The 24,442-nt window shown below is 70.8% G+C and carries 22 protein-coding genes and 2 pseudogenes; 14 read left to right on the top strand and 10 right to left on the bottom strand.

Translation table 11 applies throughout. The features are described 5' to 3' along the window. The first annotated feature begins 59 nt into the window (after positions 1–59). From ABZ312_RS36625 to ABZ312_RS36600, 6 genes and pseudogenes are all read left to right on the top strand, one after another. The gene (locus ABZ312_RS36625; RefSeq protein WP_500439584.1) at positions 60–1,274 is read left to right on the top strand and encodes an FAD-dependent oxidoreductase; all 1,215 of its coding nucleotides are present in this window, start codon (positions 60–62) and stop codon (positions 1,272–1,274) included. Between the two features lie 683 nt (positions 1,275–1,957). Beyond that, positions 1,958–2,524, top strand: a complete 567-nt coding sequence (locus ABZ312_RS36620) for a glycine-rich domain-containing protein (RefSeq protein ID WP_500328320.1) — start codon at positions 1,958–1,960, stop codon at positions 2,522–2,524. Positions 2,525–2,666: 142 nt separating this feature from the next. Further along, a complete protein-coding gene (locus tag ABZ312_RS36615) occupies positions 2,667–2,897 on the top strand; it encodes a hypothetical protein (RefSeq protein WP_500328319.1) in 231 nt (76 codons plus the stop codon). Further along, positions 2,897–3,261 (top strand): annotated as a pseudogene (locus ABZ312_RS36610) (toxin Doc). Before ABZ312_RS36615 ends, ABZ312_RS36610 begins: the two are co-directional and overlap by 1 nt. Positions 3,262–3,411: 150 nt before the next feature. Beyond that, positions 3,412–4,650, top strand: coding sequence for a SpoIIE family protein phosphatase (locus ABZ312_RS36605; RefSeq protein ID WP_500439583.1), 1,239 nt, complete (start codon positions 3,412–3,414; stop codon positions 4,648–4,650). Between the two features lie 126 nt (positions 4,651–4,776). Next, positions 4,777–5,025: a hypothetical protein gene (locus ABZ312_RS36600; RefSeq protein ID WP_500439582.1), complete on the top strand. Its 249-nt coding sequence runs from the start codon at positions 4,777–4,779 to the stop codon at positions 5,023–5,025. Positions 5,026–5,077: 52 nt separating this feature from the next. Here the strand turns inward: ABZ312_RS36600 and ABZ312_RS36595 are convergent, their stop codons facing one another. Further along, positions 5,078–5,947, bottom strand: a complete 870-nt coding sequence (locus ABZ312_RS36595; RefSeq protein ID WP_500439581.1) for an LLM class F420-dependent oxidoreductase — start codon at positions 5,945–5,947, stop codon at positions 5,078–5,080. A 677-nt stretch (positions 5,948–6,624) separates the two neighbouring features. On the opposite strand from ABZ312_RS36595, the gene ABZ312_RS36590 reads away from it, so the two are divergent. From ABZ312_RS36590 to ABZ312_RS36580, 3 genes are read left to right on the top strand one after another with little or no spacing between them, the layout of a single operon-like run. Beyond that, positions 6,625–8,064 (top strand): family 2B encapsulin nanocompartment shell protein, encoded by a 1,440-nt coding sequence (locus ABZ312_RS36590; RefSeq protein WP_500328311.1) that lies wholly within the window; start codon positions 6,625–6,627, stop codon positions 8,062–8,064. A gap of 16 nt (positions 8,065–8,080) precedes the next feature. Then, positions 8,081–9,130, top strand: coding sequence for a family 2 encapsulin nanocompartment cargo protein terpene cyclase (locus ABZ312_RS36585; protein WP_499508902.1), 1,050 nt, complete (start codon positions 8,081–8,083; stop codon positions 9,128–9,130). Between the two features lie 52 nt (positions 9,131–9,182). After that, positions 9,183–10,061, top strand: a complete 879-nt coding sequence (locus ABZ312_RS36580) for a geranyl diphosphate 2-C-methyltransferase (protein WP_500328310.1) — start codon at positions 9,183–9,185, stop codon at positions 10,059–10,061. Positions 10,062–10,182: 121 nt separating this feature from the next. Here ABZ312_RS36580 and ABZ312_RS36575 read toward each other — a convergent pair whose 3' ends face one another. Beyond that, entirely contained in the window at positions 10,183–11,496 is a 1,314-nt protein-coding gene (locus ABZ312_RS36575; RefSeq protein WP_500439580.1) for an MFS transporter, read from the bottom strand. Next, positions 11,493–12,101, bottom strand: coding sequence for an ArsR/SmtB family transcription factor (locus tag ABZ312_RS36570; protein WP_500328307.1), 609 nt, complete (start codon positions 12,099–12,101; stop codon positions 11,493–11,495). Before ABZ312_RS36570 ends, ABZ312_RS36575 begins: the two co-directional genes overlap by 4 nt. Positions 12,102–12,299: 198 nt before the next feature. Between ABZ312_RS36570 and ABZ312_RS36565 the strand changes: the two genes are divergently transcribed. Next, positions 12,300–12,965 (top strand): maleylpyruvate isomerase family mycothiol-dependent enzyme, encoded by a 666-nt coding sequence (locus tag ABZ312_RS36565; RefSeq protein ID WP_500328305.1) that lies wholly within the window; start codon positions 12,300–12,302, stop codon positions 12,963–12,965. A gap of 180 nt (positions 12,966–13,145) precedes the next feature. On the opposite strand, the gene ABZ312_RS36560 is transcribed toward ABZ312_RS36565, so the two are convergent. The 3 genes from ABZ312_RS36560 to ABZ312_RS36550 form a co-directional block, all read right to left on the bottom strand. After that, positions 13,146–14,585, bottom strand: a complete 1,440-nt coding sequence (locus ABZ312_RS36560) for a dihydrolipoyl dehydrogenase family protein (protein ID WP_500439579.1) — start codon at positions 14,583–14,585, stop codon at positions 13,146–13,148. A gap of 238 nt (positions 14,586–14,823) precedes the next feature. Next, entirely contained in the window at positions 14,824–15,297 is a 474-nt protein-coding gene (locus ABZ312_RS36555; protein ID WP_500359690.1) for a VOC family protein, read from the bottom strand. Positions 15,298–15,838: 541 nt separating this feature from the next. After that, positions 15,839–16,849 carry an NADP-dependent oxidoreductase gene (locus ABZ312_RS36550; RefSeq protein ID WP_500328369.1) on the bottom strand — a complete coding sequence of 337 codons (1,011 nt, stop codon included), beginning with the start codon at positions 16,847–16,849 and terminating at the stop codon, positions 15,839–15,841. A 111-nt stretch (positions 16,850–16,960) separates the two neighbouring features. Here ABZ312_RS36550 and ABZ312_RS36545 point away from each other — a divergent pair, with 111 nt between their 5' ends. Continuing rightward, entirely contained in the window at positions 16,961–17,542 is a 582-nt protein-coding gene (locus tag ABZ312_RS36545; protein ID WP_500439578.1) for a TetR/AcrR family transcriptional regulator, read from the top strand. A 111-nt stretch (positions 17,543–17,653) separates the two neighbouring features. On the opposite strand, the gene ABZ312_RS36540 is transcribed toward ABZ312_RS36545, so the two are convergent. Together ABZ312_RS36540 and ABZ312_RS36535 are read right to left on the bottom strand one after the other, a co-directional pair. After that, a complete protein-coding gene (locus tag ABZ312_RS36540) occupies positions 17,654–18,394 on the bottom strand; it encodes a class I SAM-dependent methyltransferase (protein WP_500328300.1) in 741 nt (246 codons plus the stop codon). Between the two features lie 176 nt (positions 18,395–18,570). Continuing rightward, on the bottom strand, positions 18,571–20,040 hold the full coding sequence (locus tag ABZ312_RS36535) for a DEAD/DEAH box helicase (RefSeq protein WP_500439577.1): 1,470 nt from the start codon (positions 20,038–20,040) through the stop codon (positions 18,571–18,573). 584 nt (positions 20,041–20,624) lie between these two features. Here ABZ312_RS36535 and ABZ312_RS36530 point away from each other — a divergent pair. Together ABZ312_RS36530 and ABZ312_RS36525 are read left to right on the top strand one after the other, a co-directional pair. Beyond that, positions 20,625–21,656 carry a serine protein kinase RIO gene (locus ABZ312_RS36530; protein ID WP_500328297.1) on the top strand — a complete coding sequence of 344 codons (1,032 nt, stop codon included), beginning with the start codon at positions 20,625–20,627 and terminating at the stop codon, positions 21,654–21,656. 209 nt (positions 21,657–21,865) lie between these two features. Further along, on the top strand, positions 21,866–22,342 hold the full coding sequence (locus ABZ312_RS36525; protein ID WP_500328295.1) for a hypothetical protein: 477 nt from the start codon (positions 21,866–21,868) through the stop codon (positions 22,340–22,342). Between the two features lie 109 nt (positions 22,343–22,451). Here ABZ312_RS36525 and ABZ312_RS36520 read toward each other — a convergent pair whose 3' ends face one another. Next, positions 22,452–23,201 (bottom strand): polysaccharide lyase family 7 protein, encoded by a 750-nt coding sequence (locus ABZ312_RS36520; protein ID WP_500439576.1) that lies wholly within the window; start codon positions 23,199–23,201, stop codon positions 22,452–22,454. Positions 23,202–23,378: 177 nt separating this feature from the next. Here ABZ312_RS36520 and ABZ312_RS36515 point away from each other — a divergent pair. Continuing rightward, positions 23,379–23,577: pseudogene (locus ABZ312_RS36515) on the top strand (alpha/beta hydrolase); the annotation flags it as partial. A 98-nt stretch (positions 23,578–23,675) separates the two neighbouring features. Here the strand turns inward: ABZ312_RS36515 and ABZ312_RS36510 are convergent. Then, the gene (locus ABZ312_RS36510; RefSeq protein WP_500328293.1) at positions 23,676–24,209 is read right to left on the bottom strand and encodes a GNAT family N-acetyltransferase; all 534 of its coding nucleotides are present in this window, start codon (positions 24,207–24,209) and stop codon (positions 23,676–23,678) included. Between the last annotated feature and the right edge of the window lie 233 nt (positions 24,210–24,442).

Raw genomic sequence — 24,442 nt, 5'->3', positions numbered from 1 at the left:
GATGCTACCCACGGTCGAACTAGTTGACCAGAGACTAGTTACAGTGCAACTATCACGTCATGACGAACTCGACTGGCACCACGAACGGCAAGGTCCGCTCCGCACTGGTCATCGGCGGCGGCATCGCCGGTCCCGTCACCGCGATGGCGCTCCGGCAAGCGGGCATCGAGGCGACGGTCTTCGAGGCGTACGACGGCCCGGCCGACGAGGCCGGCGGCGGCATGGGACTGGCGCCGAACGGATTCCAGGCGTTCGACGCGATCGGCGTGGGCGACGCGGTCCGCGCGGTCAGCACCGAGATGAACGGCATGGTGCTGCAGAGCTGGAACGGCAAGAAGCTGGCCGAGTTCGGCACGCTGCCCGGTATCGATCCGACGCGCTTCGTGTTCCGCGCGGAGCTGTTCCGGACCTTGCGCGAGGCCGCCGAGGAGCGGGGCGTGGCCACCGTCTACGGCAGACGCATCGTTGACGCGAGCGAGGACGCCGAGGGTGTCACCGCGCGCTTCGAGAACGGCAGCACGGCGACGGCGGACGTGCTCATCGGCGCGGACGGACTGCGCTCCACGGTCCGCGGCCTGATCGATCCGACCGCCTCCGCACCGCAGTTCGCGGGCACGGCCGGGTTCGGCGCCATGGTCGCCGACGCCGGCGTCGCGCCCACCGACGGCATGATGCACATGACCTTCGGCAAGCGCTGCTTCTTCGCCTGGCAGGTCTTCGCGGACGGCACGGGCCTGTGGTTCATCAACCTGCCCATGGCGCAGCCGCTCTCGGTCAACGAGCAGCGCGAGCGCGGCGGCGCCTATTGGCTGGAACACCTGGCGGAGGTCTGCGAAGGCGACGCCACCCCGGCCGGGCGGATGCTGGCGGCCACCGACCCGAAGACCATGCTCTTCGCCGGCAGCACCGAGAACATGCCGCAGCCGGTGCGCTGGAGCCGCGGTCGGATGGTCCTCAGCGGAGACGCCGCCCATGCGCCCTCCTCCAGCTCCGGCCAGGGCGCCTCGCTCGCCGCGGAGAGCTCCGTCGAACTCGCCCGCTGCCTGCGCGACCTGCCCCTGCCTCAGGCGCTGGCCCGCTACGAGGAACTGCGCCGGCCCCGGGTGGAGCGGATCATCAAGGAGACCGCCCGCACCAACGCCCGCAAGGCCGCGGGCCCGGTCGCGCGGGTGATCCGCGACGCGCTGCTGCCGACGATGTTCAAGCTGATGAAGCCCGAGAAGAACGCCTGGCAGTTCCGGTACCCGATCGACTTCGACGCCCCGGTGGCGTGATGACCGGAACCGGCTGACCTGCGAGGAGTCACCCGGTCGGCTACTGAATGTGCACGTCATGCAACGCAGGGTGATTCTTGCTGTGGGCTCGCTGCTGTCCATGCCAGCTTCCTCTCCGGGCGGTGTCTGCCGCGCGCTGTGAGCCCCTTCCTGGAGGTGACGTGTTGTCCCGAATAGCCCTGCCTCAGGCGTCCGTAAGGCGACGCCGAGGTGGTCTGCGGATGTGGACGATGGCCGCGAGCGTGGCCCTGGCGTCCAGTGCTCTGACAGGTGCCGCGCACGCGGAGAGCGCCGGCGGCGGTCGGGCTGACGCCGTGAAACCCGGCGCCACGACCGCTCTCGCCGACCCGTGCTTCCTCTTCCCCTACTTCCCCGGGTACTGCCCGAGCCGCCCCGGCTACCACGGCTACCCCGGATACCCGGGCCGTCCGTGGCATCCCGGCCGACCGGGCATCCCCGGGCCTCCTGGCCCCCAGGGCCCGCCCGGACCGCCTGGAACTCCCGGAGCGCAGGGTCCGGCTGGTCCGGCCGGGCCTGCCGGCCCGCAGGGTGACCCCGGGACCCAGGGCCCGCCCGGAACGCAGGGACCGGCCGGGCCTGCCGGCCCGCAGGGCGACCCCGGAACGCAGGGTCCGCAGGGCCCGGCTGGACCGCCCGGACCTGCCGCCGCCCCCCACGACCTCGTGGACTTCAGAGTCGGCGACGGAACGTTCACCCCGCCAGCCGGGGTCACCAGGGTCTTCGTCCAGGTGTGGGGTGCGGGCGGGGGCGGCGGTGGAATCGGACTCATCCCCGTCCCCCTCGGCGGAGGCGGCGGTGCCGGCGGCTTCGCCTGGTGCCCCGTGGACGTGACACCCGGGACGGTCTACAACGTGACCGTCGGTCTAGGAGGGGCCGGTGCCAACGCCGTCGGCGTGAACGGTACCAACGGGGCGAACACCGTCCTGTCCGGCCCGAGCGGTATCCTCGCGAGGGGTGACGGCGGCACCGGAGGACGCGCCGGCCTCCTCCCCCTGACTCCCAGTCCCGGCGGCAACGGCTTCTGCTCGGTCGGCGGTACGACCCGTCAGGGCGCCGAGGGCCAGCCTCCCGTCGTGGCCCAAGGGCTGGCCGGCCCTGGCGGCCAGCCGGCGGTGAGCGGCATCGTCGAGCCTGCCCCACAGGGTGCGGGCACGGGCGGCGACGGTACCGTGGCCGCGCTGATACCCGCCGACAACGGTGGTGACGGATACGCCGTCATCTGGTGGTAGCCGAGGACACGCATCAGGCCCGGCGCACCCTTCGGTGCGCCGGGACCTGAGGTCTTCGCGCCATGACAGGCTCGGTTCGGTATGACGCAGCAGATCGCGGGCTCGGGTGCAACGGCCGCAACCGATCCGGTACCTTCGGTGCATGCCGGATGTGAGCGTGGACTACACCGAAGCCGAGTTGCGGCAGTTGCAAGTCGCCGCCGCAGCCGCGGGGATGTCCGTCGAGGACTACATCCACGCCACGACCGTCCTCGAAGGGCGCCGCCGGGTCTTCGTCTCCACGGCGCTCGACTTCCACGACGCCCATGCGGCCGCCTTCGACGAGGCCTTCCCCGACGACGCACCCCGCCCTGGAGCGGGTGCCGCCGCCTGATGGAAGTCTTCACCGACGTCCGCTGGCTCCTGGAGATCCAAGAGGCCCGCATGACGGACCTGGCGGTGCGCGACTACTCCGCACTGGTCGCAGCTGTCGCCCGGCCCGCGTGAACACCCCCGCCTTCGGCGCCGATTACGACGAGGCTTGGCGCGCGGCCGCCCTGATGCACACCATCATCCAGCTCCGCCCCCTCCCCGCGCGCAACGCCTTGTTCGGCGCGATGGCAGCGGTGGCCTACATGACGGCCAGCGGCCACACCCTCAATGCGCCCTACGCCCCGGTGGAGCTCGCCCGCGACATCGTCAGCGGCAAGGCCGACGTGTTCACCGCCGCCGAACGCATCCGCTCCTGGCGAGCGTGAAACGCAGGGCTGGCCGGGAACTCTGTTGCCGTTGATGTCTGAGGGCCCGCGGAGCACAGTGTGCCGGTTGCAGCCGCGAGTGGGCACAGATTGACGCTCACCGCTGCGGTAGCCAAGCTGGTGAGGGGGCTGGTGGAAGGGACCGCGGCCGTGAGTGCTGGAAAGAGTGGACTTCCCCGGCTGCTGACGGCCGCCGAGACAGCGGCGCCGGCGGATGCCGTCGACGTGGTCGCGGAGGACCTGCGGCGGCGTTTTCAGGCTACGAAGGTCTCTTTCCTCATCGTGGACCTGACGGGGAAGGCGGTGGCGCGGCTGTCCACCGCCGGGGCAGTGGGGGGTGAGCGGGAAACGGAACGGATCCCCCTGTTCGGCAGCGTCTACGAGCAGGTGATCCGTACCCAGCGGCTGTATCAGGCGGCGACGAGCCGCGGACAGCGAATGATCATACCGGTCACCAACCGGGGGGACGCCATTGGACTGCTGGAGCTGCTCCTGCCGACCGACTGCGGCGAAGACGTCCTTGATGCCGTCGGGGAAGCCGCCCATGCGCTGGCCTATGTCGTGATCGCCAACGGGCGCTTCACCGACTTCTACACCTGGGGCAAACGCTCCAGGCCCCCCACCCTGGCAGCGGAGATCCAGTATCAGCTGCTGCCCTCGTCGCTGTCCTGCGAGGCCGCGCAGTTCACCCTGTGCGGGAGCCTGGAGCCCTCCGAAGACCTCAGTGGCGACACCTTCGACTACACAGTGGACCGGGACACCCTGCACCTCTCGGTGACCGACCCCATGGGGCACGACATCGACGCCGCCCTGGCCGCCACGGTCCTGGTGGGCGCTCTGCGCGGCGCGCGCCGTGTGGGAGCCGGCCTGGCCGAGCAGGCCCGCCGGGCCGACCAGGCCCTGGCCGAGCACGGCCAAGGTCACGCCACCGGGCAGCTCCTGCGCATCAACCTCCACACCGGGCAGGCCCAGCTCGTCAACGCCGGTCACCCCTGGCCACTGCGCGTACGCAAGGGGGTCGCGGAGGTGATCACCTGCGAGGTGGACCATCCCTTCGGGCTCTCCGCGTACGCGCCGCACCCTCACCGGGTCCAGGACATCGATCTGCGCCCCGGCGACCGTCTGCTCATGCTGACCGACGGCATGCTCGAGCGCCATGGGCAGCAGGTCGACCTGCTCGACATGCTGGAGCACACCCGGGACCTGCATCCGCGTGAGACCGCGCTGACCCTGACGTCCGCAGTCCGTGACGCCGCCGGCGGCCGGCTCGAAGACGACGCCACCGTGATGTGCCTGGACTGGCACGGCCCCCAGGAGACCCAGCGGCACGTCAGCTCCGGCGCGGACATCGAGCAAGCCTCAGCCGGCCGCGGGAAGCAGCAGCAGTGATCAGTGAGCTCTCCTGCCACTGGCCGCTTCTGGCGCGCATCCGCGACCGTGTCACCGAACTGCATGTGGCCGCGGCCAAAGCCACCCTGGCGGCAGGCGGCAGGCGGCCGTGTGGACTTCGGTCCTGTGACCGCCACCTCGGACGGCTTGCTTCACGACGGCACGCACGTGCCCTGGGAGGACATCACCTCGCTGCGTTACAGCTATGTCCCCGTCAGCATGTTCGAAGACGATCTTGGCGCGCGCCTGCGCACGGAATGCCGCGACAGGAACGCGGGCCGTTACGGATTCCGGTTCCAGTGGCTGCGGATACCGGCTCTTGAGGTACCGGACAGGGAAGTGTTGCTGCGGCTCGCCGCAGAAGGACGTATCTGACCCACCGCCCATGGGGTACACGGGGCCGCGCGCCGGCTTCGCACCGCCACGGTCACTCGTTCCGGATGATCCACTCCCGGGCGAGTTCCGCGACCCAGGCGGCCGCCGCGTCGGCAGCGGGCGGGGGTGCGCCGACGACGACGAGTTCCGAGACGCCCGCAGTGGCGAGGGCCGGCAGGTGCTCGGGCGTGCCGTCGCTCAACGCGACGGCGACCGTGAGCTCGTCGAAGGCGCGACCTTGGCGGGCGCACTCGTCGGCGAGGACGGCGACGTGCGAGCCGACGTCGGCCACCGGGACGTTGAAGCCGTACCAGCCGTCGGCGTGCCTGACCGCGCGGCGCAGGGCGGCGTCGCTGTGGCCGCCGACCACGACCGGGAGCCGGCAACCGCGCCGTGGCTTCGGGTTGACCCGGATTCCGTCGAAGCGGGTGAACTCGCCCGCGAAGGAGGCCGGATCCTCGGCCCAGAGGACGCGCATCGCGGCGAGGTACTCTTCGGCGCGCCGCCCACGCCCGGCGAAGGGGACCCCGAGCGCGGCGAACTCCTCGGCCGACCAGCCGACCCCGACCCCGAGGCAGAAGCGCCCGGCTGAGAGCACGTCGAGTGTGGCGGCCTGTTTGGCGACCAGGACCGGGTGGTGCTCGGGCAGTAGGAGCACCCCGGTGGCGAGTTCGATCCGGCTGGTGACGGCTGCCGCGTAGCTGAGCGCGAGCAGCGGGTCCAGCCAGTCCGCGTCCGCGGGTACGGCGATCCGGCCGTCCGCGGAGTAGGGGTAACGGGAGGTGGGCGCGTCCACGAGCACCACGTGCTCGCCGCACCAGAGCCGGGCGAAACCGTGCGTCTCCGCGGCTGTGGCCACCGCCCCGATGACCTCCGGACGGGCACCGTCACCGATGCCGAGCGCGTGCAACCCCACTCGCATCCGCCACCTCCTGGCGTCACCCTAAGCGCGAAGTGCGGACGCCTTCGGCGTGACGTGGCACGCTGCGCGTGGAGGCGGCGCAGCGCGTCACCCGGACGGACGGGGCACCGCGGGTGTCCGCCGTGTCATCGCGACGCCGGACCGGGGAGTGCCTTGGGGCGTGACGGCCTGGGGGTGGGTGTTGCCTGGGGGGCCGGCCGAGGAAGCCCTGCGATTCGCGCGTCGCGAACTCACCCGTGAGGGCGGCGCGCGGATGGAATGTGGACCCCTACGCCTCACGGGACGCCCTGAAGCCGCTTGCCGGATGGGGTGCCGGGGAACCGGCGGTACGGCTCGACGCAGGCAGCCCGGGGGGGTTCTTCGCGCACCCGGTTCAAATGAAGTTCGCCCGCAGCCGGTGTCCCGGGTGTTTTGGCGGTGGTTTCGTGGTGGTGAACCCTCTGCGGAGGGTGATGTCACACGGCTCACGGAAGCGGTCCGGCGGCGCAGGAGCACACTGTCGGCCACCCCCGCCCCCAACAGCAGGTTTACCACCCCCGGAGCGCTGATCCGCCCCGTTCACGCCGTACCCCGCGCCCGGACCGTCCTGATTGAGTGGATCACAGGGTCGCCGCCGTCACGTCGTCACCGACCGCTGCGGTCACCTCTGTTCGTTCACCAGCCCTGCTGGAGGGAATGTGTCCACACTGGACAGCGCCACCGGTCCCGCCGTCGAAGAACCCGCCGCTGATCCCGCGGCCGAGCAGCTCACCAGTCTGAGCACCCGCGCGGCACGCCAGCTCGCCACGACCACCAAGTCCGAACCGCAGATGCAGGCCATCACCTCGCGATGGCTGCTGAAGGCCCTGCCGTGGGTGGACGTCAAGGGCGGCACGTACCGGGTCAACCGGCGCCTCCAACTGCGCACGAACCGTGGCCGTGTGCACTTCGAGCACAACGGGAGCGACGACATCCGCGTCATCCCGCAGTCGCTCACGGAGCTGCCGATCCTGCGCGGCTACGCCGACACGGACGTCCTGCGGGAGATCGCCGGCCACTTCCGGCCCCAGGAGGTACGCGCCGGACAGGTGCTCTTCGAGGCCGGCCAGCCCGTGACGGAGGTGTACCTGGTCGTCCGCGGCCGGTTCACCCGCTACACCTGCGGCAAGTACGGTGACGAGGGGATCATCGGGGTCGTCACCGACGGCGACCAGCTGGGCGACGAGGCCGTGGGGCAGCCCGACCCGCTGTGGTCGGCCTCGGTGCGGGCCGAGACGGCCGGGGTGGTCCTCGCGATGCCCTGGGCCGCTGTGGAGGACCTCACGCAGCGGGCGCCCTCCCTCGGCGCGCATCTGCGCTCCTACGTCGACCGGCAGCACCGGCCGATGAACCGCAAGGGCGAGGCCGACGTCCCGGTGCAGGCCGGCCACGTGGGCGAGCCGACGCTGACGGGCGGCTTCGTGGACTACGACCTCGCCCCGCGCGAGTACCAGCTGTCCCTCACCCAGACCGTCCTGCGGCTCCACAGCCGCGTCGCCGACCTCTACAACGACCCGATGGACCAGACCGAGCAGCAACTGCGCCTGACCGTCGAGGAGATCCGCGAACGCCAGGAGTGGGAGCTGGTCAACAACCGGGAGTTCGGCCTCCTGCACAACGTCGACTACGGCCAGCGGGTCAGCACCTTCGCCGGCCCGCCGGCCCCGGACGACATGGACGAGCTGCTGTCGATGCGCCGCAAGACGAAGGTCTTCCTCGCCCACCCCAAGGCGATCGCCGCCTTCTTCCGGCAGTGCAACCGGCGCGGCCTGATGCCCGGCACCGCGAGCCTGGACGGCCACGATGTGCCGGCGTGGCGCGGGGTCCCGATCCTGCCCTGCGGCAAGATCCCGATCAGTGACGACCAGACCACCAGCATCATCGCGTTGCGCACCGGCGAGGCGGACCAGGGCGTCGTCGGCCTGCACCAGACCGGCATCCCGGAGGAGTACCAGCCGGGCCTGAACGTCCGGTTCATGGGCATCGACTCCGCCGCGATCATCAGCTACCTCGTCACCGCCTACTACTCGCTGGCCATCCTCGTGCCCGACGCGGCAGGGATCCTGGAGAACGTCCAGGTCGGCCGGCTCCCCGAATGACGGCCTGGAGCACCCCGTGACCACACACCCCACCGCCTTCACCCTGCCCGGACCCCCCAGCCCCGCCCGGAGCGCGAGAGCGCGGCGCCACGGCGCCATCCCCGGGCTGCTGTACCGGCCCGCGGTGCCCGCCGACCCGGAGAAGGTGCAGGAGGTCGACCTGCGCGTGGAGGCCTGGGCCCGCGCCAACGAGCTGTTCCCGGCGGCCTGGCAGGGCGACTTCGCCGGTTTCCAGTTCGGCCGTGCCGTCGTGCTCCAGCACCCGGGGGCCGCCGACCTGGAGCGCCTCACCGCCGCAGGCAAGCTGCTGCTCGCCGAGAACATCGTCGACTCCTGCTACTGCGAGGAGGACGAGGGCCGCGGGGGAGCGCGCAAGGGCCTCGGCGGACGGCTGGTCATCGCCCAGTCGGCACTCGACCCCTACCACGGCACCCCCGCACTGGAGGAGGAGTGGCGGCGCGGTGTCCGGGCGGACGGCCCGCTGCGCTCCTACCACCTCGCGCTGCGGGACTTCGCCGTCCTGGCCACACCGAGCCAGACCGACCGGTTCGTGCACGACGTCGCCCGGCTGCACCTGGGCTACCTGGCCGAGGCCGCCTGGGCGGAGACCCGGTACGTGCCGCAGGTCTGGGAGTACCTCGTGATGCGGCAGTTCAACAACTTCCGCCCCTGCCTGTCCATCGTGGACGCCGTGGACGGCTACGAGCTGCCCGAGCAGGCCTACGCCCGCCCCGAGATCCAGCGGATCACGGCGCTGGCCTGCAACGCCACGACGATCGTCAACGACCTGTACTCCTTCACCAAGGAACTGGCCAGCGACCCGTCACACCTCAACCTGCCCCAGGTCGTCGCCGCGAACGAGCGGCGCGGGCTGAAGGCCGCCTACCTGCGATCCGTCGAGATCCACAACACGATCATGGCGGCCTTCGAAGAGGAATCGGCGCTGCTCTCCGCCACCTCGCCCCTCGTGGAGCGCTACGCCCGGGGGCTCGCCGCCTGGGTGTCCGGCAACCACGAGTGGCACGCCACCAACAGCCACCGCTACCACCTGCCCGACTACTGGTAACCGCCGCCTGTGACCCACCGGCACATGGCACCTGCACATCGAGGAGCAACAGTTGACCCACGCCCCTGCCGCCCGGCCCGCGGTCCTTCCGGTCCCGGCCCAGTCCACCTACCAGAGCCGGATCGCGGACTACTGGAACGCCGAGGAGAACCCGGTCAACCTCGAACTCGGAAAGATCGACGACCTGTACCACCACCACTACGGCATCGGTGAGGCCGACACCTCGGTCCTCGACGAACCCGATCCCGGCCGGCGGCGCAAGCGCATCACCGCCGAACTGCACCGCCTGGAGCACGCCCAGGCCGAACTGCTCGCCTCCAACCTGGGGAACCTCTCCGCGGACGACCGCGTCTTCGACGCCGGCTGCGGCCGGGGCGGCGGCAGCGTCGTGGCGCACCTGCGCTACGGCTGCCACGCCGACGGGGTCACCCTCTCCACCAAACAGGCCGACTTCGCCAACGACCAGGCCCGTGCCCGGGGCATCGACGACAAGGTCCGCTACCACCACCGCAACATGCTCGACACGGGCTTCGAGACCGGCGGGTACGCGGCGTCCTGGAACAACGAGTCCACCATGTACGTCGAGCTGGACCTGCTGTTCGCCGAGCACGCCCGCCTGCTGCGCCGCGGCGGACGGTACGTGACGGTCACCGGCTGCTACAACGACACCTATGGTCAGGCCTCGCGCGAGGTGTCCCTGATCAACGCGCACTACATCTGCGACATCCACCCGCGCTCCGCGTACTTCCGGGCGATGGCGCGCCACCGTCTGGTACCGGTCCACGTGCAGGACCTGACCGAGGCCGCGATCCCCTACTGGGAGCTGCGCAAGCAGGCGGACCACCTGGTCACCGGCATCGAGGACACGTTCCTGACCGCCTACCGCAACGGCAGCTTCCAGTACCTGCTCATCGCGGCCGACCGGGTCTGACCCTCCTGCACGGCGACACCCACGGGCAACCGCCCCTGACCGGCGCGTGGCAATCGCGCCGGTGAGGGGCAGCCGTGTCGGCAGCGCGGCCCACGCTCCGACCCGGATGCCTCCGTTGCGGTCAGGTAGGCGATGGTTGCGCGTCCCGGTTCGTATCGGTGCCGGGAGCTACCGGATGGCCAGGGGTCAGGGAACGGATGCGTGGTACCGGCGAGGGCAGCAGCCAGAGCAGCGACAGCGCTCCGCCGACGGCGGCGACGAGGAGCGTCACCCGGAGGCCGATGAGGGTGGCGAGGAGGCCGCCGAGGACGGCGCCCACGGGGCGTACACCGTAGTTGATCGTGCTGTACGCGCCGGCGACCCGACTGCGCATGCCATCGGGGATCACCGCCGCCTGAAGGGAGTTGAGGTTGACGTCGAAGAGCATGACGCCGACACCGGAGAGGAACTGGGCCAGGGCCAAGGCTCCGGCGCGAGCCCACAGGGGTCCGCCCGCGGCGGCGGTGATGGCGATCGGTGCCGGGAACAGCACCGCGCCCACGGCGATGCTTCGGCCGACGCCGAGCCTTCGCGAGACCTTCGGCGCGATCACCGCGCCAAGGAGCGAGCCGGTGGCGCCGATCCCGAAGGCCATGCCGAGGACTCCGGCGGTCAGTGCGAGGTCCCGGTTGGCGAACAGCACGATCAGCCCGCTGCCCGCGACGAAGGTGAAGAAGTTGATGGTCGCCACGCACCCGAGGCTCGGCCGCAGCACCGGGTGACGGATGACGAACGCCAGTCCCTCCCTGGCCCGCCGCAGCAGCGGGGGTGTCGCCCGGTCAGGGACGGCCGGCGGTTCGTCCATCGAAACCCGACCGACCAGAAGCGCGGACGCCAGGAACGTCAGGGCGTCGACGACGACGGCGACGGGAGCGGTCAGCGCCTGGACGAGAGCACCACCGATCGCCGGGCCGGCGACGTATGACGCCGACCGGCTGGTACTGAGCTTGCTGTTCGCGTCCACGTAGGAGTACCGGGGCACCAGGTGGGCGAAGAACGGGGGATAGGCGGTGTTGAACAGCACCGCTGCGGCGCCGGTCAGTAACGCCACGGCGTACAACTGCCCCAGCGTCACCGCCTCCAGCAGATAGGCGGCCGGGAGGGAGAGCAGCACTGCGGCGCGCGCCAGGTCGGCGAGGACCATCAGGCGCCGCTTGTGGATGCGGTGGTCGACCCAGGCACCGAGGACGATCCCGAGCAGGTTCGGGGCCCAGATGAGCGCGGTCAGCCACGCCACCTGATGGGCCGAAGCGTGCAGCGCCCCCACCGCGATCAGCGGCAGGGCCAGTTCGGTGATCCGGTCGCCGAACTGCGAGACCGACTGGCCGGCCCAGAAACGACGGAACCGCTGGTCACGCCAGAGCGATATGGGTACGGCCTGGTCTGCGGCGCTCATGACGTCCCGCCGGTCCGCTGCTCGGCGCCCTCGGGCAGGGCGTAACGCAGCAGCCTGACGCCACGGGCGTCGGCCGGACGCGCGGCCTCGTCACGCATCACGTAGGGCGCCAGGACGCGTTCGATCGCGTCCTCGATGGCGGCGAGTTCGTCGGCGGAGACGACGACGCGGGTGTTGGCCAGCCCCGCACGCCGCAGCCACGCCGGTTCGAGGCCGGGTTCGACCTCGGCGGCCCACCGGTTCGCCAGGTCCGCGGAGCGCACGAACATCTCCCGGGACAGGACCCGCGCGGCCGTCCTGCCCTCCTCGTCCTCCGGGTCCTCCGGCGCCTCGAACCGGAAGCCGCGCGCCACCGCCTCCCACCGCCGCTGGCGACGGTCCGGGCCGGGCTCGGCATCGCGGACCAGCCCGAAGCCCGCCAGATGCCGCAGATGCCAGCTGGTCACCGACGGGGTCGCCCCCACATCGGGCGCGAGTTGCGTAGCCGTCGCCGGCCCGTGCCGCTGGAGGCGTTCGAGGATCGCCAGCCGCACCGGGTGCGCCAGCGCCCGCATCGCCCGCGGATCAGTGATCTCGACATCGCCCAGACGGTTATCGGCATCCATGACGTGAGAGTCTCCTCTCACATATTGTGAGAGTCAAGTCTCACATCTCCGTTCCGAGCCGCTGCCGGTGCCTGGGAGATCCAGGTACGGGTGCCGGAGGACAGGTCGCGCACGGGCGATGACTTTGCGCTGGAGCCGGAGTCTCCTTCGTGAATGCCGTTGCCGCAGAGCGCGACCCGTGACAGGAGACCTGGCCGTATGACCGATCCGGAAGTGACAGCAGACCGTAGCCGCGGGACCGGGGTCTGGCCCCTGATCCACGCCGAGCGAGCGGCGCTGGCGGCCGATCTCGCGGATCTGACGGACGAGCGCTGGGCAACGCCCTCGTTGTGTACCGGCTTGACGGTACGTGAGGTGCTGGCGCACGTGACCGCGGGCGCGAGCCTCAATGCCGTGCGCTGGATGGCGGGAGTGATCCGCTGCAGGCTCGACTTCGACAAGCAGGTGGCCATGCGGCTGGCCGAGCAGTTGGGCACGACTCCGGCCGAGACCCTCGAACGATTCCGGCATGTCATCCCGAGCACCACCAAGCCTCCCTTGCCCACCATCGCGATGCTGGGCGAAACGATCGTGCACGGAGAGGACATCCGGCGCCCGCTGGGCATCCGGCACGACCACCCGATCCAGGTCCTCACGCAGGTTGCCGAGTACTACCAGGGTTCGGACCTCGTGGTCCTTGCCAAGGGCCGCATCGGCGGACTGCGACTCGTCGCGGATGACGGCCCGTTCGCCACCGGTTCCGGGCCGCTCGTGTCCGGCCCCACCGTGGCCCTGATCATGGCCACGACCGGGCGCGCGACCTACTGCGACGACCTCGATGGCCCCGGTGTGGAACTCCTCCGCAGCCGCTGCGGCAGTGCGTGATCCGATGCCCAGGCCCTCCCACGTGAAGAGTGCTTCCAGCTCCGTACGTGGGCGCTGCGGGGACTTCACGAGCCCCCGCAGCGCTACCGGCCGCCGGGAGGGGAGGATCGCTCCTCACCCGCACACGGCCGGGTCAGCCGACGGGGGCCAGGGCCACCCCGCATGCCGGCCGGAGCATGCTCAGCCGCGGTAGGTCTCCAGCAGCCGCAGCCAGACTTCGCCGAGGGTCGGGAAGGCGGGGACGGCGTGCCAGAGCCGGTGGAGGGGCACCTCGCCCGCGACGGCGATGGTGGCCGAGTGCACCAGTTCCCCGACGCCGGGGCCGGCGAAGGTGACGCCCACCACGGTGTTGCGGTCGGTGTCGACGAGCATGCGGGCCTTGCCGCGGTAGTCCTCGCCGTACTGGTGGGCGCCGGCGACGTGGGCGAGGTCGTAGTCGACGACCTCGATGCGGCGCCCGCTCTGCTCGGCCTCGCGGCTGGTCAGGCCGACGGAGGCGACCTCGGGGGTGGTGAAGACGACCTGGGGGACGGCTGCGTGGTCGGCGGTGGCGACATGCGCGCCCCAGGGTGCGTCGTCGACGGGCTCGCCGTTGGCACGGGCGCCGATGACGGTGCCGGCGATCCGGGCCTGGTACTTGCCCTGATGCGTCATGAGCGCACGGCGGTTGACGTCGCCGACGGCGTAGAGCCAGCCGCCGTCGACGCCGGTGACACGGAAGGTGTCGTCGACGGTCAGCCAGTCGCCGGGGGTGAGACCGACGGTCTCCAGACCGAGGTCGCGGGTCTGCGGGGCGCGGCCGGTCGCCAGCAGGATCTCGTCCGCGGCCAGTTGTCCGCCGTCGGAGAGCGCGATCCGCACCTCGCCGTCTTCGCCGCCCTCGCGGGCCAGGGAGGTGACGGATGTGTTGAAGCGGATGTCGACGCCCGCTTCGCGCAGTCCGTCGGTGACCAGTTCGCCGGCGAACGGCTCCATCCGCTCGAGGAGTCCGTCGTCGAGGACGAGCATGGTGACCTGGGAACCGAGCGCCTGCCAGACGGTGGCCATCTCGACGGCGACCACACCGCCTCCGACGACGGCGAGGCGGCCGGGCACCTTGTCGGCGCTGGTGGCCTCGCGGCTGGTCCAGGGGCGGATGGTGTCGAGTCCGGGGATCGGGGGCAGGGCGGCGCGGGTGCCGGTGGAGACGGCGACGGCGTGCCGGGCGGTCAGGGCGACGGTGTCGCCCTCAGGGGTCCGCACGGCCACCTGCTTGGGGCCGGTGAGGCGGCCGTGGCCGCGTACGAGGTCGACGGAGACCGAGTTCAGCCAGTCGACCTGGTCCTCGTCCTTCCAGTACGAGGACATCTTGTCGCGGTGTGCGAGGACCGCCTCGACGTCCAGCGGGCCGGCCACCGCCGGGTCGAGTCCGGGTACGCGGCTCGCGTCGGCCCGCACCACCACCGGGCGGAGCAGCGCCTTGCTCGGGTCGCAGGCCCAGAACGAGCACTCGCCGCCGAGGAGTTCGCGTTCCACGATCACGGCGCTGAGCCCTGCGGCGCGGGCGCGTTCGGCCACGTTCTCGCCGACCGGCCCCCCACCGATGACGATCACGTCGTAGGTGCGGGTCGTCTCGTTCATCTCTGCTGCGTTCCTCACTGTTTGATTCCTCATTGCTTCGGTGACTCGGTCGGACACTCCGGAAGGGCGTCGGGGCCTCCGCCCCGCACGGGGTCGACGGGGGCGGTCCCGGGATGGGACGACCGTGGCGGCAAAGCCGTCTCACGGTGTCCGCGGCACCGGACCGCCGGGCGGCGGAGGGTAACCATCGCGCTCGCCCGGCGGTCCGGTGCCGGCCTGCGGCGGCTGTGTGGGCTGATCAGCGGCCGGGGAGGCGCTGCGAGACCTCCTGGAGCACCCATCCGTTGCCGTCCGGGTCGCTGAAGGTGAGGAAGGAGCCGTAGGAGGCGCGCTCGGGATGCAGGCCGGCCAGCTGCTTCTGGCCGACACGGTCGTAGGTGACATCCCCGCCCTCGTGGCCGTGGTACAGCAGCCCGCCGGCGTCGTGGAATATCTCGCTGACCTCGATGCCGCGGCCGACGAGCTCCGCGTGGGCCTCCTCGATGTCGGAGACGATGAGATACAGGCCTTGGAACGAGCCGGGTGCGATAGGAGTCATTCCCTCGCCGAAAATGATCGAGCACTCGGAGCCGGGCGGCGTGAAGTGCACGACCCGGAATTCCTCGTTGGCCGTGTAGTCGACGTCCAGGCGGAATCCGACCTTCTCGTAGAAGGCCTTGGCCCGGTCGGTGTCGGAGACGGGCAGCACGATCATTTCGAGCTTCAGGTTCATGGGGAGGTCCTTGGTTCTTGACGACTGCGTGCATCCCAGAGAACCAGCCCAAAAGGTGCCTCGGAGCGGTCCAGCAGGCCTGCCTTGGCCCTGGCCTGCTGGTCCAGGTACTGGCAGGTCCCCCCAGCGTCATCGCCGGGCAATGAGCGGCGGGTGCAGGTGCTGCGCGGGCGGAACCGGCGAAGAGGCTGCCGAAGCGGCCCCGGGAGGGCGCCCGGACGACGGGGGAGGCATGCGGCTCCTTGATCGGAGGCGCCTGCGGGCCGGACGGCGGTGGCCGGTAGGGGCAGCTCGAGGCGGCGACCGGCAACCCAGCCTCGGCTCGCAGATCCGTCAGCCCGAGTGAGGTGGAACACGAACGGAACTTCCTCGAGGGCCTTCTTTCGTGGCAATCCGGGGAGGCGAACATCGAATCCGTGACCTTTTGGGAGCCAGGATTATCGAAAAGCTTTTCGGCTACCGGCATCACTACGACGCGGGGCTGCGGCCGGCCCGCACGGGCGAACCCGAACGGACCGGAGCGCAGTGAAACGGCTCGTTCCTAAGCGACCGTGAGCACGATCTTCCCCTGGATGTGCCCTCGGGCGGCGCGTTCGTGCGCGGCTCGGGCATCCGTGAGCGCAAAGGTGCTGTCGATCGCGACGTGGACCGTGCCCGCGTCGAGCAGGCGTGCCAGCTCGGCGAGCTGCGCGCCGTTGGATCGGACCTGGGTGCCCGTGACGGTGACGCCCAGCTTCGCGGTCTCCTCTTCGTCGAATTCGCCGAAGAACACGGGGAACTGGGAGCCGCCGCGCTTGAGCGTGCGCAGGAAGCGCTTGCTGTGGGGGCCGCCGACGGCGTCGAGAACGAGGTCGACGTCGTGCACGAGTTCCTCGGGACGGCTCTTGGTGTAGTCGATGAACTCGTCGGCGCCGAGTTCGCGCAGGAAGGATTCGTGTGCGCCCGACGCCACCGCGATGACCCGTGCACCCTTCCATTTCGCCAGCTGAAGCGCGAAGTGTCCCACGCCGCCCGCGGCGCCGTTGACGAGCACCGTCGTGTCGGCGTCGAGTGGCACCGGACGGTGCTGCGCCGCCTGGAAGGGCGACGGGTGATCGTGTCCGAGCTCGATCAGGAACTGCCATGCCGTGAGCCCGGCCATGGGCGCCCCGGCGGCGTGCACGTGATCGATGCCGGCCGGCTTGAGCGCGAGGTCCGACGCGGGCGCGGCCACGTATTCGGCGTAGGTGCTGCCGTCGAAGCTGGGGAAGCGAAGGAGACCGAAGACCTCGTCCCCGACGGAGAAGCCGTCCACGTCCGCGGCGACGGCCTCGACGACGCCCGACAGGTCCGTCCCCGGAATCACGGGCAGGCTGAACTTCGGCCGCACCTCCGGAGGCAGGTTGGACATCCCGTCGCGCAGGTACCAGTCGGGGGGATTGACGCCGACCGCGTGCACGCGAACGAGCACCTCACCCGGCCCGGGCTTGGGCATCGGCACCTCGTCGTACCGCAGAACCTCCGGACCGCCGTGCTCATGGAGCCGGACCGCCCTCATCGTGTGTGTCGGCATCGGTTTCTCCTCCCCGCGCTGCGGGATAGACTCATTCGGATCAGCGATCCACATAAACGGACCACTGATCCGAATATATGGACCACTGATCCGGATAGTCAAGGGGGACAGATGCGGGCCGACGCCAGGAAGAACCGCGACCACCTGCTCGCAGTAGCGGGCACCGCCATCACCGAGCAAGGCGTCCACGTGTCACTGCGCGACATCGCGCGCAGGGCCGATGTGGGACTCGCGACGCTGCTGCGACACTTCCCGACGCGCGAGGCGCTGCTCGACGCCCTGCTCCGCACGAGCTTCGACGAGCTGACCGCCAAGGCAGACGCCCTCGAAACGTCCAACTCGCCCGGCGATGCTCTCGTTTCGTGGCTGCGCGACTGCGTCGCCTGGACAACCGAGTACCGGGGCGCCGTGGTGCTGATGGCAGCCGCCATCGAGGACACCGAGTCCGCACTCCACGCTTCGTGCGTCACTCTGCGCGCGGCCGGCGCGCGGCTCCTGACCCGTGCCCAGGCTGCGGGCACCGCGCGGACCGACATGGACGGCGCCGATGTGTTCGCCCTGGTAGCGGCGCTTGCCTGGCTCGGCGATCAACCCTCGCTCGCGCCACGCGCCGAGCACCTCTTCGACGTTGTCGCAAGTGCGATCCTCACCCGCACAGCGAGCAGCAATGCCGAGGAGGAACCCCGGCCGTAGCTGATCGTCGCGTACGCGAGCCAGTGAGGCGGGCCGCGACCGCTCAAACGCCTACGTCGCACGGTTGGCAGGCGAGCAGGGCGGAAGGCACGGTCCTGCCCCGGCCTGTTCCTACAGGTCGGCTACGAGAAGTCGGTAGCCGACGTCGAGCGTTTCGCGGTTGAGCAGGTCGGCGTGGCGCTCGTGCCACAGACCGGAAGACAGGTCGCCGGACAGCCGCGCCAGGCCCGGGCGGAGGACTTCCTCACCGGTCTGGGCGAGCATCGATATGCCGGCTCGCACTTTCGGGTTGAGGTACGCCTCAGGTCGGCGCCAGAAGGCGGCGCCGAATCCGTCGGTGCAGTCGTGCGGGACCGGGACCGTCTCGACGCGCGCGCCTCCGAGCAGCGCAACCAGCCGGTCGATCGGGACGGCCCTTGTGCCGTCGAACGCGGCCACCTCCGGCAGGTATTCGTCCAGCAGCCAGAACCTGCGGAAGACGGCCTGGTCCCACGTGAGGATGACGACGCGCTGCCGGGCGATCCGAAGGAGTTCCCCGACGCCGGCTTCCAGGTCGGTCCAGTGGTGCACGGTCAGCAGCGCCATCGCCGCGTCGGCCGAGCCGTCGGCGATGGGAATCGACTCGGCCGATGCCTGCAGGGCCCGCGCAGATCCGGTCGGACGTTGGGCGATCATCACCGAACTGGGCTCAACCGCCAGGACCGTTGCCGGTGGTTCGTAGGAACCGGCGCCGGCACCCACATTGATGACGGTGGTGGCATCGCCGAGCGCCTCGTGGATCCGGGCGGCGATCCGGGGATCCGGTCGTCGCGTGTGACTGTAGGTCGCACCGATGCGGTCATACGTCGCCACGACGGACAGTATGCCCCGCCGCTCAGTTCGCGGCGAAGCCGGAACGCATCGCCGTGTGCAGAGCGTCCTCCGACGCCCCGCTCGCCCGTGCGGCTGCGAGCGCCGTCCCTGATGCCTGGCGCCGCGGCGTCGCGTTCCTGCTCGACGGGGGGTGGGCCGGCGCAGCAAGCGTGGGGTCAGTTGCCCCGGCGGATGCGGGCGGCCTCACGGGCCGCGGCCATCTGGCGGGCCTCGGCCGTCTTGCGCGACTCCCGGCCGGGGCGCGTGCCCAGGCCGCGGAACGGGGCGCCACCGCGTGCCGGCGCCTGCGCGGCCGGTGCGCCGGCGACGGGAACGCCGGACGGGGCCTTGGCCCCGGTGATCCGGCTCAGCGCCGCATCGCCGGATCGTACCTGGGTGATCGTCGGCCGGATGCCCGCGTCGGACATGAGCCGGGTCATGTCGGGGCGTTGGTGCGTGGTCACGAGGGTCACCACCCGTCCGGACCGGCCGGCCCGCGCGGTCCGTCCGCCGCGGTGGAGGTAGTCCTTGGCGTCACCGGGGGGATCGACGTTGACCACGAGGTCCAGGTCGTCGATGTGGATGCCGCGGGCGGCGACGTTGGTGGCCACCAGGGTCGTCACCTCGCCGGTCTTGAACCGTGCGAGGGCCCGGGTGCGCTGCGGCTGGGACTTCCCGCTGTGCAGGCCCGCCACCGCGACACCGGAACCCTCGAGGTGCCTGGTGAACTGGTCGACCGCGTGCTTGGTGTCCAGGAACATGATCACCCGGCCGTCACGGGCGGCGATCTCGGTGGCGGTGGCGTACTTGTCGGCGGCGTGGACGTACAGCACGTGGTGCTCCATGGCGACGACGGTCGCGGCCGAGGGGTCGACCGAGTGGACCACCGGATCGGTCAGGTAGCGACGGACCAGGAGGTCGATGTTGTTGTCGAGGGTGGCCGAGAACAGCATCCGCTGGCCGCCCGCCCGCACCTGGTCCAGCAGCTCGGTGACCTGCGGCATGAACCCCAGGTCCGCCATCTGGTCCGCCTCGTCCAGGACCGTGATCCGCACGTGGTCCAGGTGGCAGTCACGGCGCGCGACGAGGTCGCTCAGACGTCCGGGCGTGGCCACGACGACCTCGGCCCCCGCCCGGATCGCTCCGACCTGCCGGCCGATCGAGAGGCCGCCGACCACGGTGGCGAGCCTGAGGTCCAGCGCCCGGGCGTAGGGGGTGAGCGATTCCGTGACCTGCTGCGCCAGTTCACGGGTGGGCACCAGGACCAGTGCGCGGGGCCGCTTGGGCTCGGCACGCTGCCCGGCTGTACGGGTCAGCAGCGGCAGGCCGAAAGCCAGGGTCTTGCCCGAACCGGTGCGTCCCCGGCCGAGCACGTCCCGGCCGGCCAGCGCGTCCGGCAGCGTGGCGGCCTGGATGGGGAACGGTTCGTCCACGCCGAGGTCGGTCAGCGTCTTCAGCAGGGCCGGCGGGAGCCGCAGCTCGGTGAACGCCGTCATCGGCGGCAGGGCCGGGGTCGTCGACACGGGTGCCGCGAACTCGCCCTGCGGGGTCGTGGGGCGTCCCTTGCCGCCGGAGCGGCCGGGAATGTGCGGACGGGAACGGCCGGACTGGCCGGAGCGCTGGTCGTTCCGGGGCGAACGGTTCATGGGCGAACCTTCCTCGACGGGCACGCATCGAGGGAATTCCCGGTGGATGCGCGGCCGGGGAGTCGCCAGAACGAGCCGAAGACAAGACGGTGACCGACAGCGGGTGGTCCCGTCCGTACGGCGTGGGGTCGAGCTGCGTCGTGCGTGCCGGCGCCGGGTACCGACGTGCGGATCACACTTCCCCACGAGTTTACCCGCCCGGTCCGGTTTCCCCGGCGGGTCCGCGGTCCCGCACGGGGCGGCGCCCTTCCGGATCGGCCGTGACGACGGCGTACCCAGGACCCGGTGGCGCCCGCGCAACGCGGGGTCGCCCCCTTCGGTGCTCGTCAACCCGTACCTGCGGGGGCCTGAGAAAACCGGTTGCGCGGTCTGCGGGGCTGGCTAGGATCGTGCCGATCTGGAGTGCCGGGCGTGAACAACGGCCCGGCGTAGTGGGAGAGGAGGTGCGTCTTCGTGGACGCCGCCGTGACGCGGCGCGCTCGTGTGTGCGCGCCAGACGCCTTTTCCCGCTACCTTCCCACCGGCTGATGACGCGCGTTCGCTGACGCTCCGCCCGGTGGGTCCTTCCACTGGAGATCATCACCATGCGTGAGCGCTTTGCCGACGGCGAGTCCTTCACCCGCATCCGCCCCAAGGGCACCAGACGACGCAGTCACCGCGACGCTGACGAGGCCTTCGAGGAGGCCTTCCCCGAGTACGCGGCACGCCGGCCCTCGGCGGTCGGGGATGCCCACAGCACCCAGGACCTCCGTTCCACCGTCTTCGATTCCGGAGCCGAAGACGACGAGGACACCCTCGAGGAACCAACGCCCGGCCAGTCGACCGACGGCCCTGCCGAGGGTGACCGCTGGTCCACCTGGGACCGGTCGACCCCGACCGAGAAGGGCCCCGAGCCGCGCCCCGCATGGGTGGTGACGGACCTGGCCGCCGTCGACTTCGAACTCGGGATTGTCAAGACCGGCAAAGAGGCCGACGTCTTCCTGATCGAACGGGCGGTGCCCGGAACCGACCGCCGCGCTCTGATGGCCGCCAAACGCTACCGCGACGGACAGCACCGCATGTTCCACCGCGATTCCGGATACCTGGAGGGGCGTGCCCACAAGGAGTCCCGGATCAGCCGGGCCATGGCCAAGCGCACGGCCTTCGGCAAGGAGGCCATCGCCGGCCAGTGGGCCGGCGCCGAGTTCGCGGCGTTGTCGCGGCTGTGGTCGGCGGGGGTGGCCGTGCCGTACCCCGTGCAGATCCTCGGGACCGAGATCCTCATGGAGTTCATCGGCGACCGGTCGGGGACGGCCGCGCCACGTCTCGCCCAGCTCCGCTCGGAAGAGGTCGATCTGGACGATCTGTGGGAGCAACTGGGCCGCAGCTTGTCGCTGCTCGCGCGTGACGGCTACGCGCACGGCGACCTGTCGGCCTACAACATCCTCGTCCACGAGGGCCGCCTGGTCGTCATCGACGTGCCTCAGATCGTCGACGTCGTCGCGAACCCGCGGGGTCTGTCCTTCCTGGAGCGCGATGTCCGCAACGTCGGTGCCTGGTTCGTCTCCAGGGGCCTGGCCGAGCGACGTGTAGAGGAACTGGCGCAGGCATTGGCCTTTGACGCACGGCTGGGCTGAACGTCTCCTGTGAATCGGCGTGTCCCCAGTCGCCGTGCACGCACGCCGACGCGCGACGCGGGCCCGGGAGCCGCTCCCGGGCCCGCGCGGGCGGGGATGGCGCGCCTTGCCCGGGACGGACGGGCGCACCTGACCGTGCGTGGGGGCCCATGCCTGCGGTCATTGGAAAAGGGGCTGCGTTGGGCTGGCGAGCCGGGCAGCATGGCGAGGTGGCTGATCTGCTGTGGGATGACGTGAGCAGTTTCTTCGACCCGGACTCGATGGGGTCGTTGCCGGACGTGCGTGTCCCGGACGTCTCGGTGGAGGGCTGGCAGGCCGTCCTCGATCTCGTCGCGGAGAAGGGTTGGGAGTGCCAGTACTCGGAGGGCGAGGCCGTGCTTCCGGTACCCCGGGCGGAGGCCGTGCTGTCCCGCCCCGCGGATGCGGAGTGTCCGAACTTCCTGGTCTGGCCGTCTGCCGATGTGCTGGCGATCTTCCGTTTCCTTGACGACGAGGTCGTCGACTTCGACGTCGATCTGCGGGAGTTGCAGGGGCAGGAACGACTCGATGTGTTGTGCGGCTTCTTCCGGGAGATCGGGCGGCGGTTGGGCAAGCCGGTGCTGATGGACGGGGAGGGCGCCGTTGGCCATCCGATCCTCGGCTTCGATGTCGAGGCTGATCGAGTCGTCCTGCTCATGGAGCCGTAGGCCGGTTGGTGGAAGGTTTCGTCGCGGAGCATGGGGAAGAGGACATCGGCCCGGCCCCCGGTCGAGAGGTCCCGCCGCGACCCTGTCGCTCGCGGCGGGAGCCGGTAGCTCAGCTGTGCGAGACCGTGAGGCCGTAGAAGGCGACGCGCGCGCCCCTGGTGGTGCTGTCGGAGGAGGACTGGTTGTACGAGCCCGCCTTGAAGTACTGCTTGTAGGCGTTGAACGACGACGGGATCGCGTAGTGCGTGGTGCTGCCGTTCACCGTCAGGTCGATGGTGTGGCCGCCGGAAACGCCGATCGTCTTGCCTACGGACACGTGGCCGACGGTGTGGAGCGTCTGGCCGCCGGAGGGCGAGTTCTCGGTGCCGAGGACGATGTCGCCGCTGGAGCGGTAGTACAGCTCCAGCAGCGGCTTGGTGGACGAGCCGCCGGAGCCGAGGTGGATCTGCCCGACACAGACGTTGGAGGTCACCGAGACCACGCGCAGCGTCGCGCTCATGCGATGGCTACCACTGAGCGGCCAGTCCGCGGCGCTGCCGCTGCGGTTCATCTCGCGCAGTTCGGAGCGGGCGTAGTTGGAGTTGGGCGTGGTGACGCCCTTCTCGGGCGCCCAGAAGGTCATCGCGCCGTCGCGGGTGTCGGTGTAGAAGTACGAGTCCTGGTAGCCGTTCGCCCCTTGGAGGCGGGACGAGGAGATGGTGGTCGGTGAGCCCGGGGAGCCGACCGGCTCCTGGAGCTGCCACACCGAGAGATCGAAGTTGCCGCCGGGGGCGACCTTGGGGTCGGCGGCGAAAGCGGGGCCGCTGCCGATGACGACGGTCGCGACGGCGAGGGAAGCGAGCAGCGTACGCACGCGCATGGGGGACCTCCTGTCGCATCACGGTTCACTTACCTGAACGCGGTGTGTGGATGTGAACACCGGTCAGCTCGAGACCGTAAGACCGTGGCGTGGCCGCGTCAAGGTCTGCACCAATCGCCGCGCTGTCCGGGCGTGAGGCCGTCGCAGGACGGAGCCATCAGGTCCGCAGTGGACGTTGCCCACAGCGGTGGCAACCACAGGAAGCACCCGGCGATGTCGGGCCGCGCCCAGCGCCTGGTGACCGGCTGCGGCCTCCCCGTCGCCGTCATCGACGCGCCCGGTCGCGGCGACCGGCCGCGCACGGCGCACGACGAAGCGGAGATCGCGGATTCTGTTCGGAGCGAGGGCGGCCGACGAGCTGGAAGGCCCGATCGTGTCCACGGGGTGCACCCGTGCCGGGGTGGGCCCTCGTACCGCCCGGACCGTCGGCGGGGCCGTGGTCCACGTGGACGCTCGCAGGGCGGTGGCGCCGGTTCAGGCCTGGAACTCGGTGAGGTCGATGGTGTGCACGCGCAGGGGGAAGCCGTACTTGGGGTGTGTGGTCTCGCGCTGCGGCGCCATGCCCAGCTTGCGCATCACGTTCTCCGAGGCGTTGTCGCCGATCCTCGCGATGCCGACCAGCCGTTCCAGGCCGCGGTCCTGGAGCGCGAACTCCATCGCGGCATGGGCGGCCTCCGAGGCGTAGCCCTGACCCCAGAACTGTCGGCCCAGCCGCCAGCACACGGACACCTCGGGCATCACCTCGGGCAGGAACTCCGGCAGGGACAGGCCGGTGAAACCGGCCAGTTCACCCGAGGCCAGCAACTCGACGGCGAAGAGGCCGAAGCCCTCCTCGTCCCACTCCTCCTCCCACCGTTCGATGGCCTCCGCCGTGTGTTCCAGGTCGCGTACGGAGCCGTCGCCGACCCAGCGCATCACCTGCGGGTCGCCGTTGATCTCGGCCATGGGCACCAGGTCGTCGTCCTGCCAGCGGCGCAGGAGCAGGCGGGGGGTCTGGATCTCGGTCATGGGTTCATCCTGTCGAAGGCGAAGCCGCAACGGTAATCGGCGTGGCGGCCGCTGCCGTCCGCCGGCGGGCATCCGCCGCCGTGCCTGCGTCGTCTTTGGGGCGTGTGCAGGAGCAGGCCCTCGCCCATGGCCCCAGGGCGGACCGGCGCGCGGAGCGTCGTCGCGGGGGCGTCGACCGCGACCCGGGCGATCAACGCGGTCAGGAGCAGGACGCCGCGTGGAGGGACGGGGTC

Origin of the sequence: Streptomyces sp. NPDC006207, assembly GCF_040613835.1 — a bacterium.
Lineage (GTDB): Bacteria > Actinomycetota > Actinomycetes > Streptomycetales > Streptomycetaceae > Actinacidiphila.
Note: the sequence above shows the minus strand (reverse complement) of the source record. Positions and strands in the feature narration are given on the sequence as shown.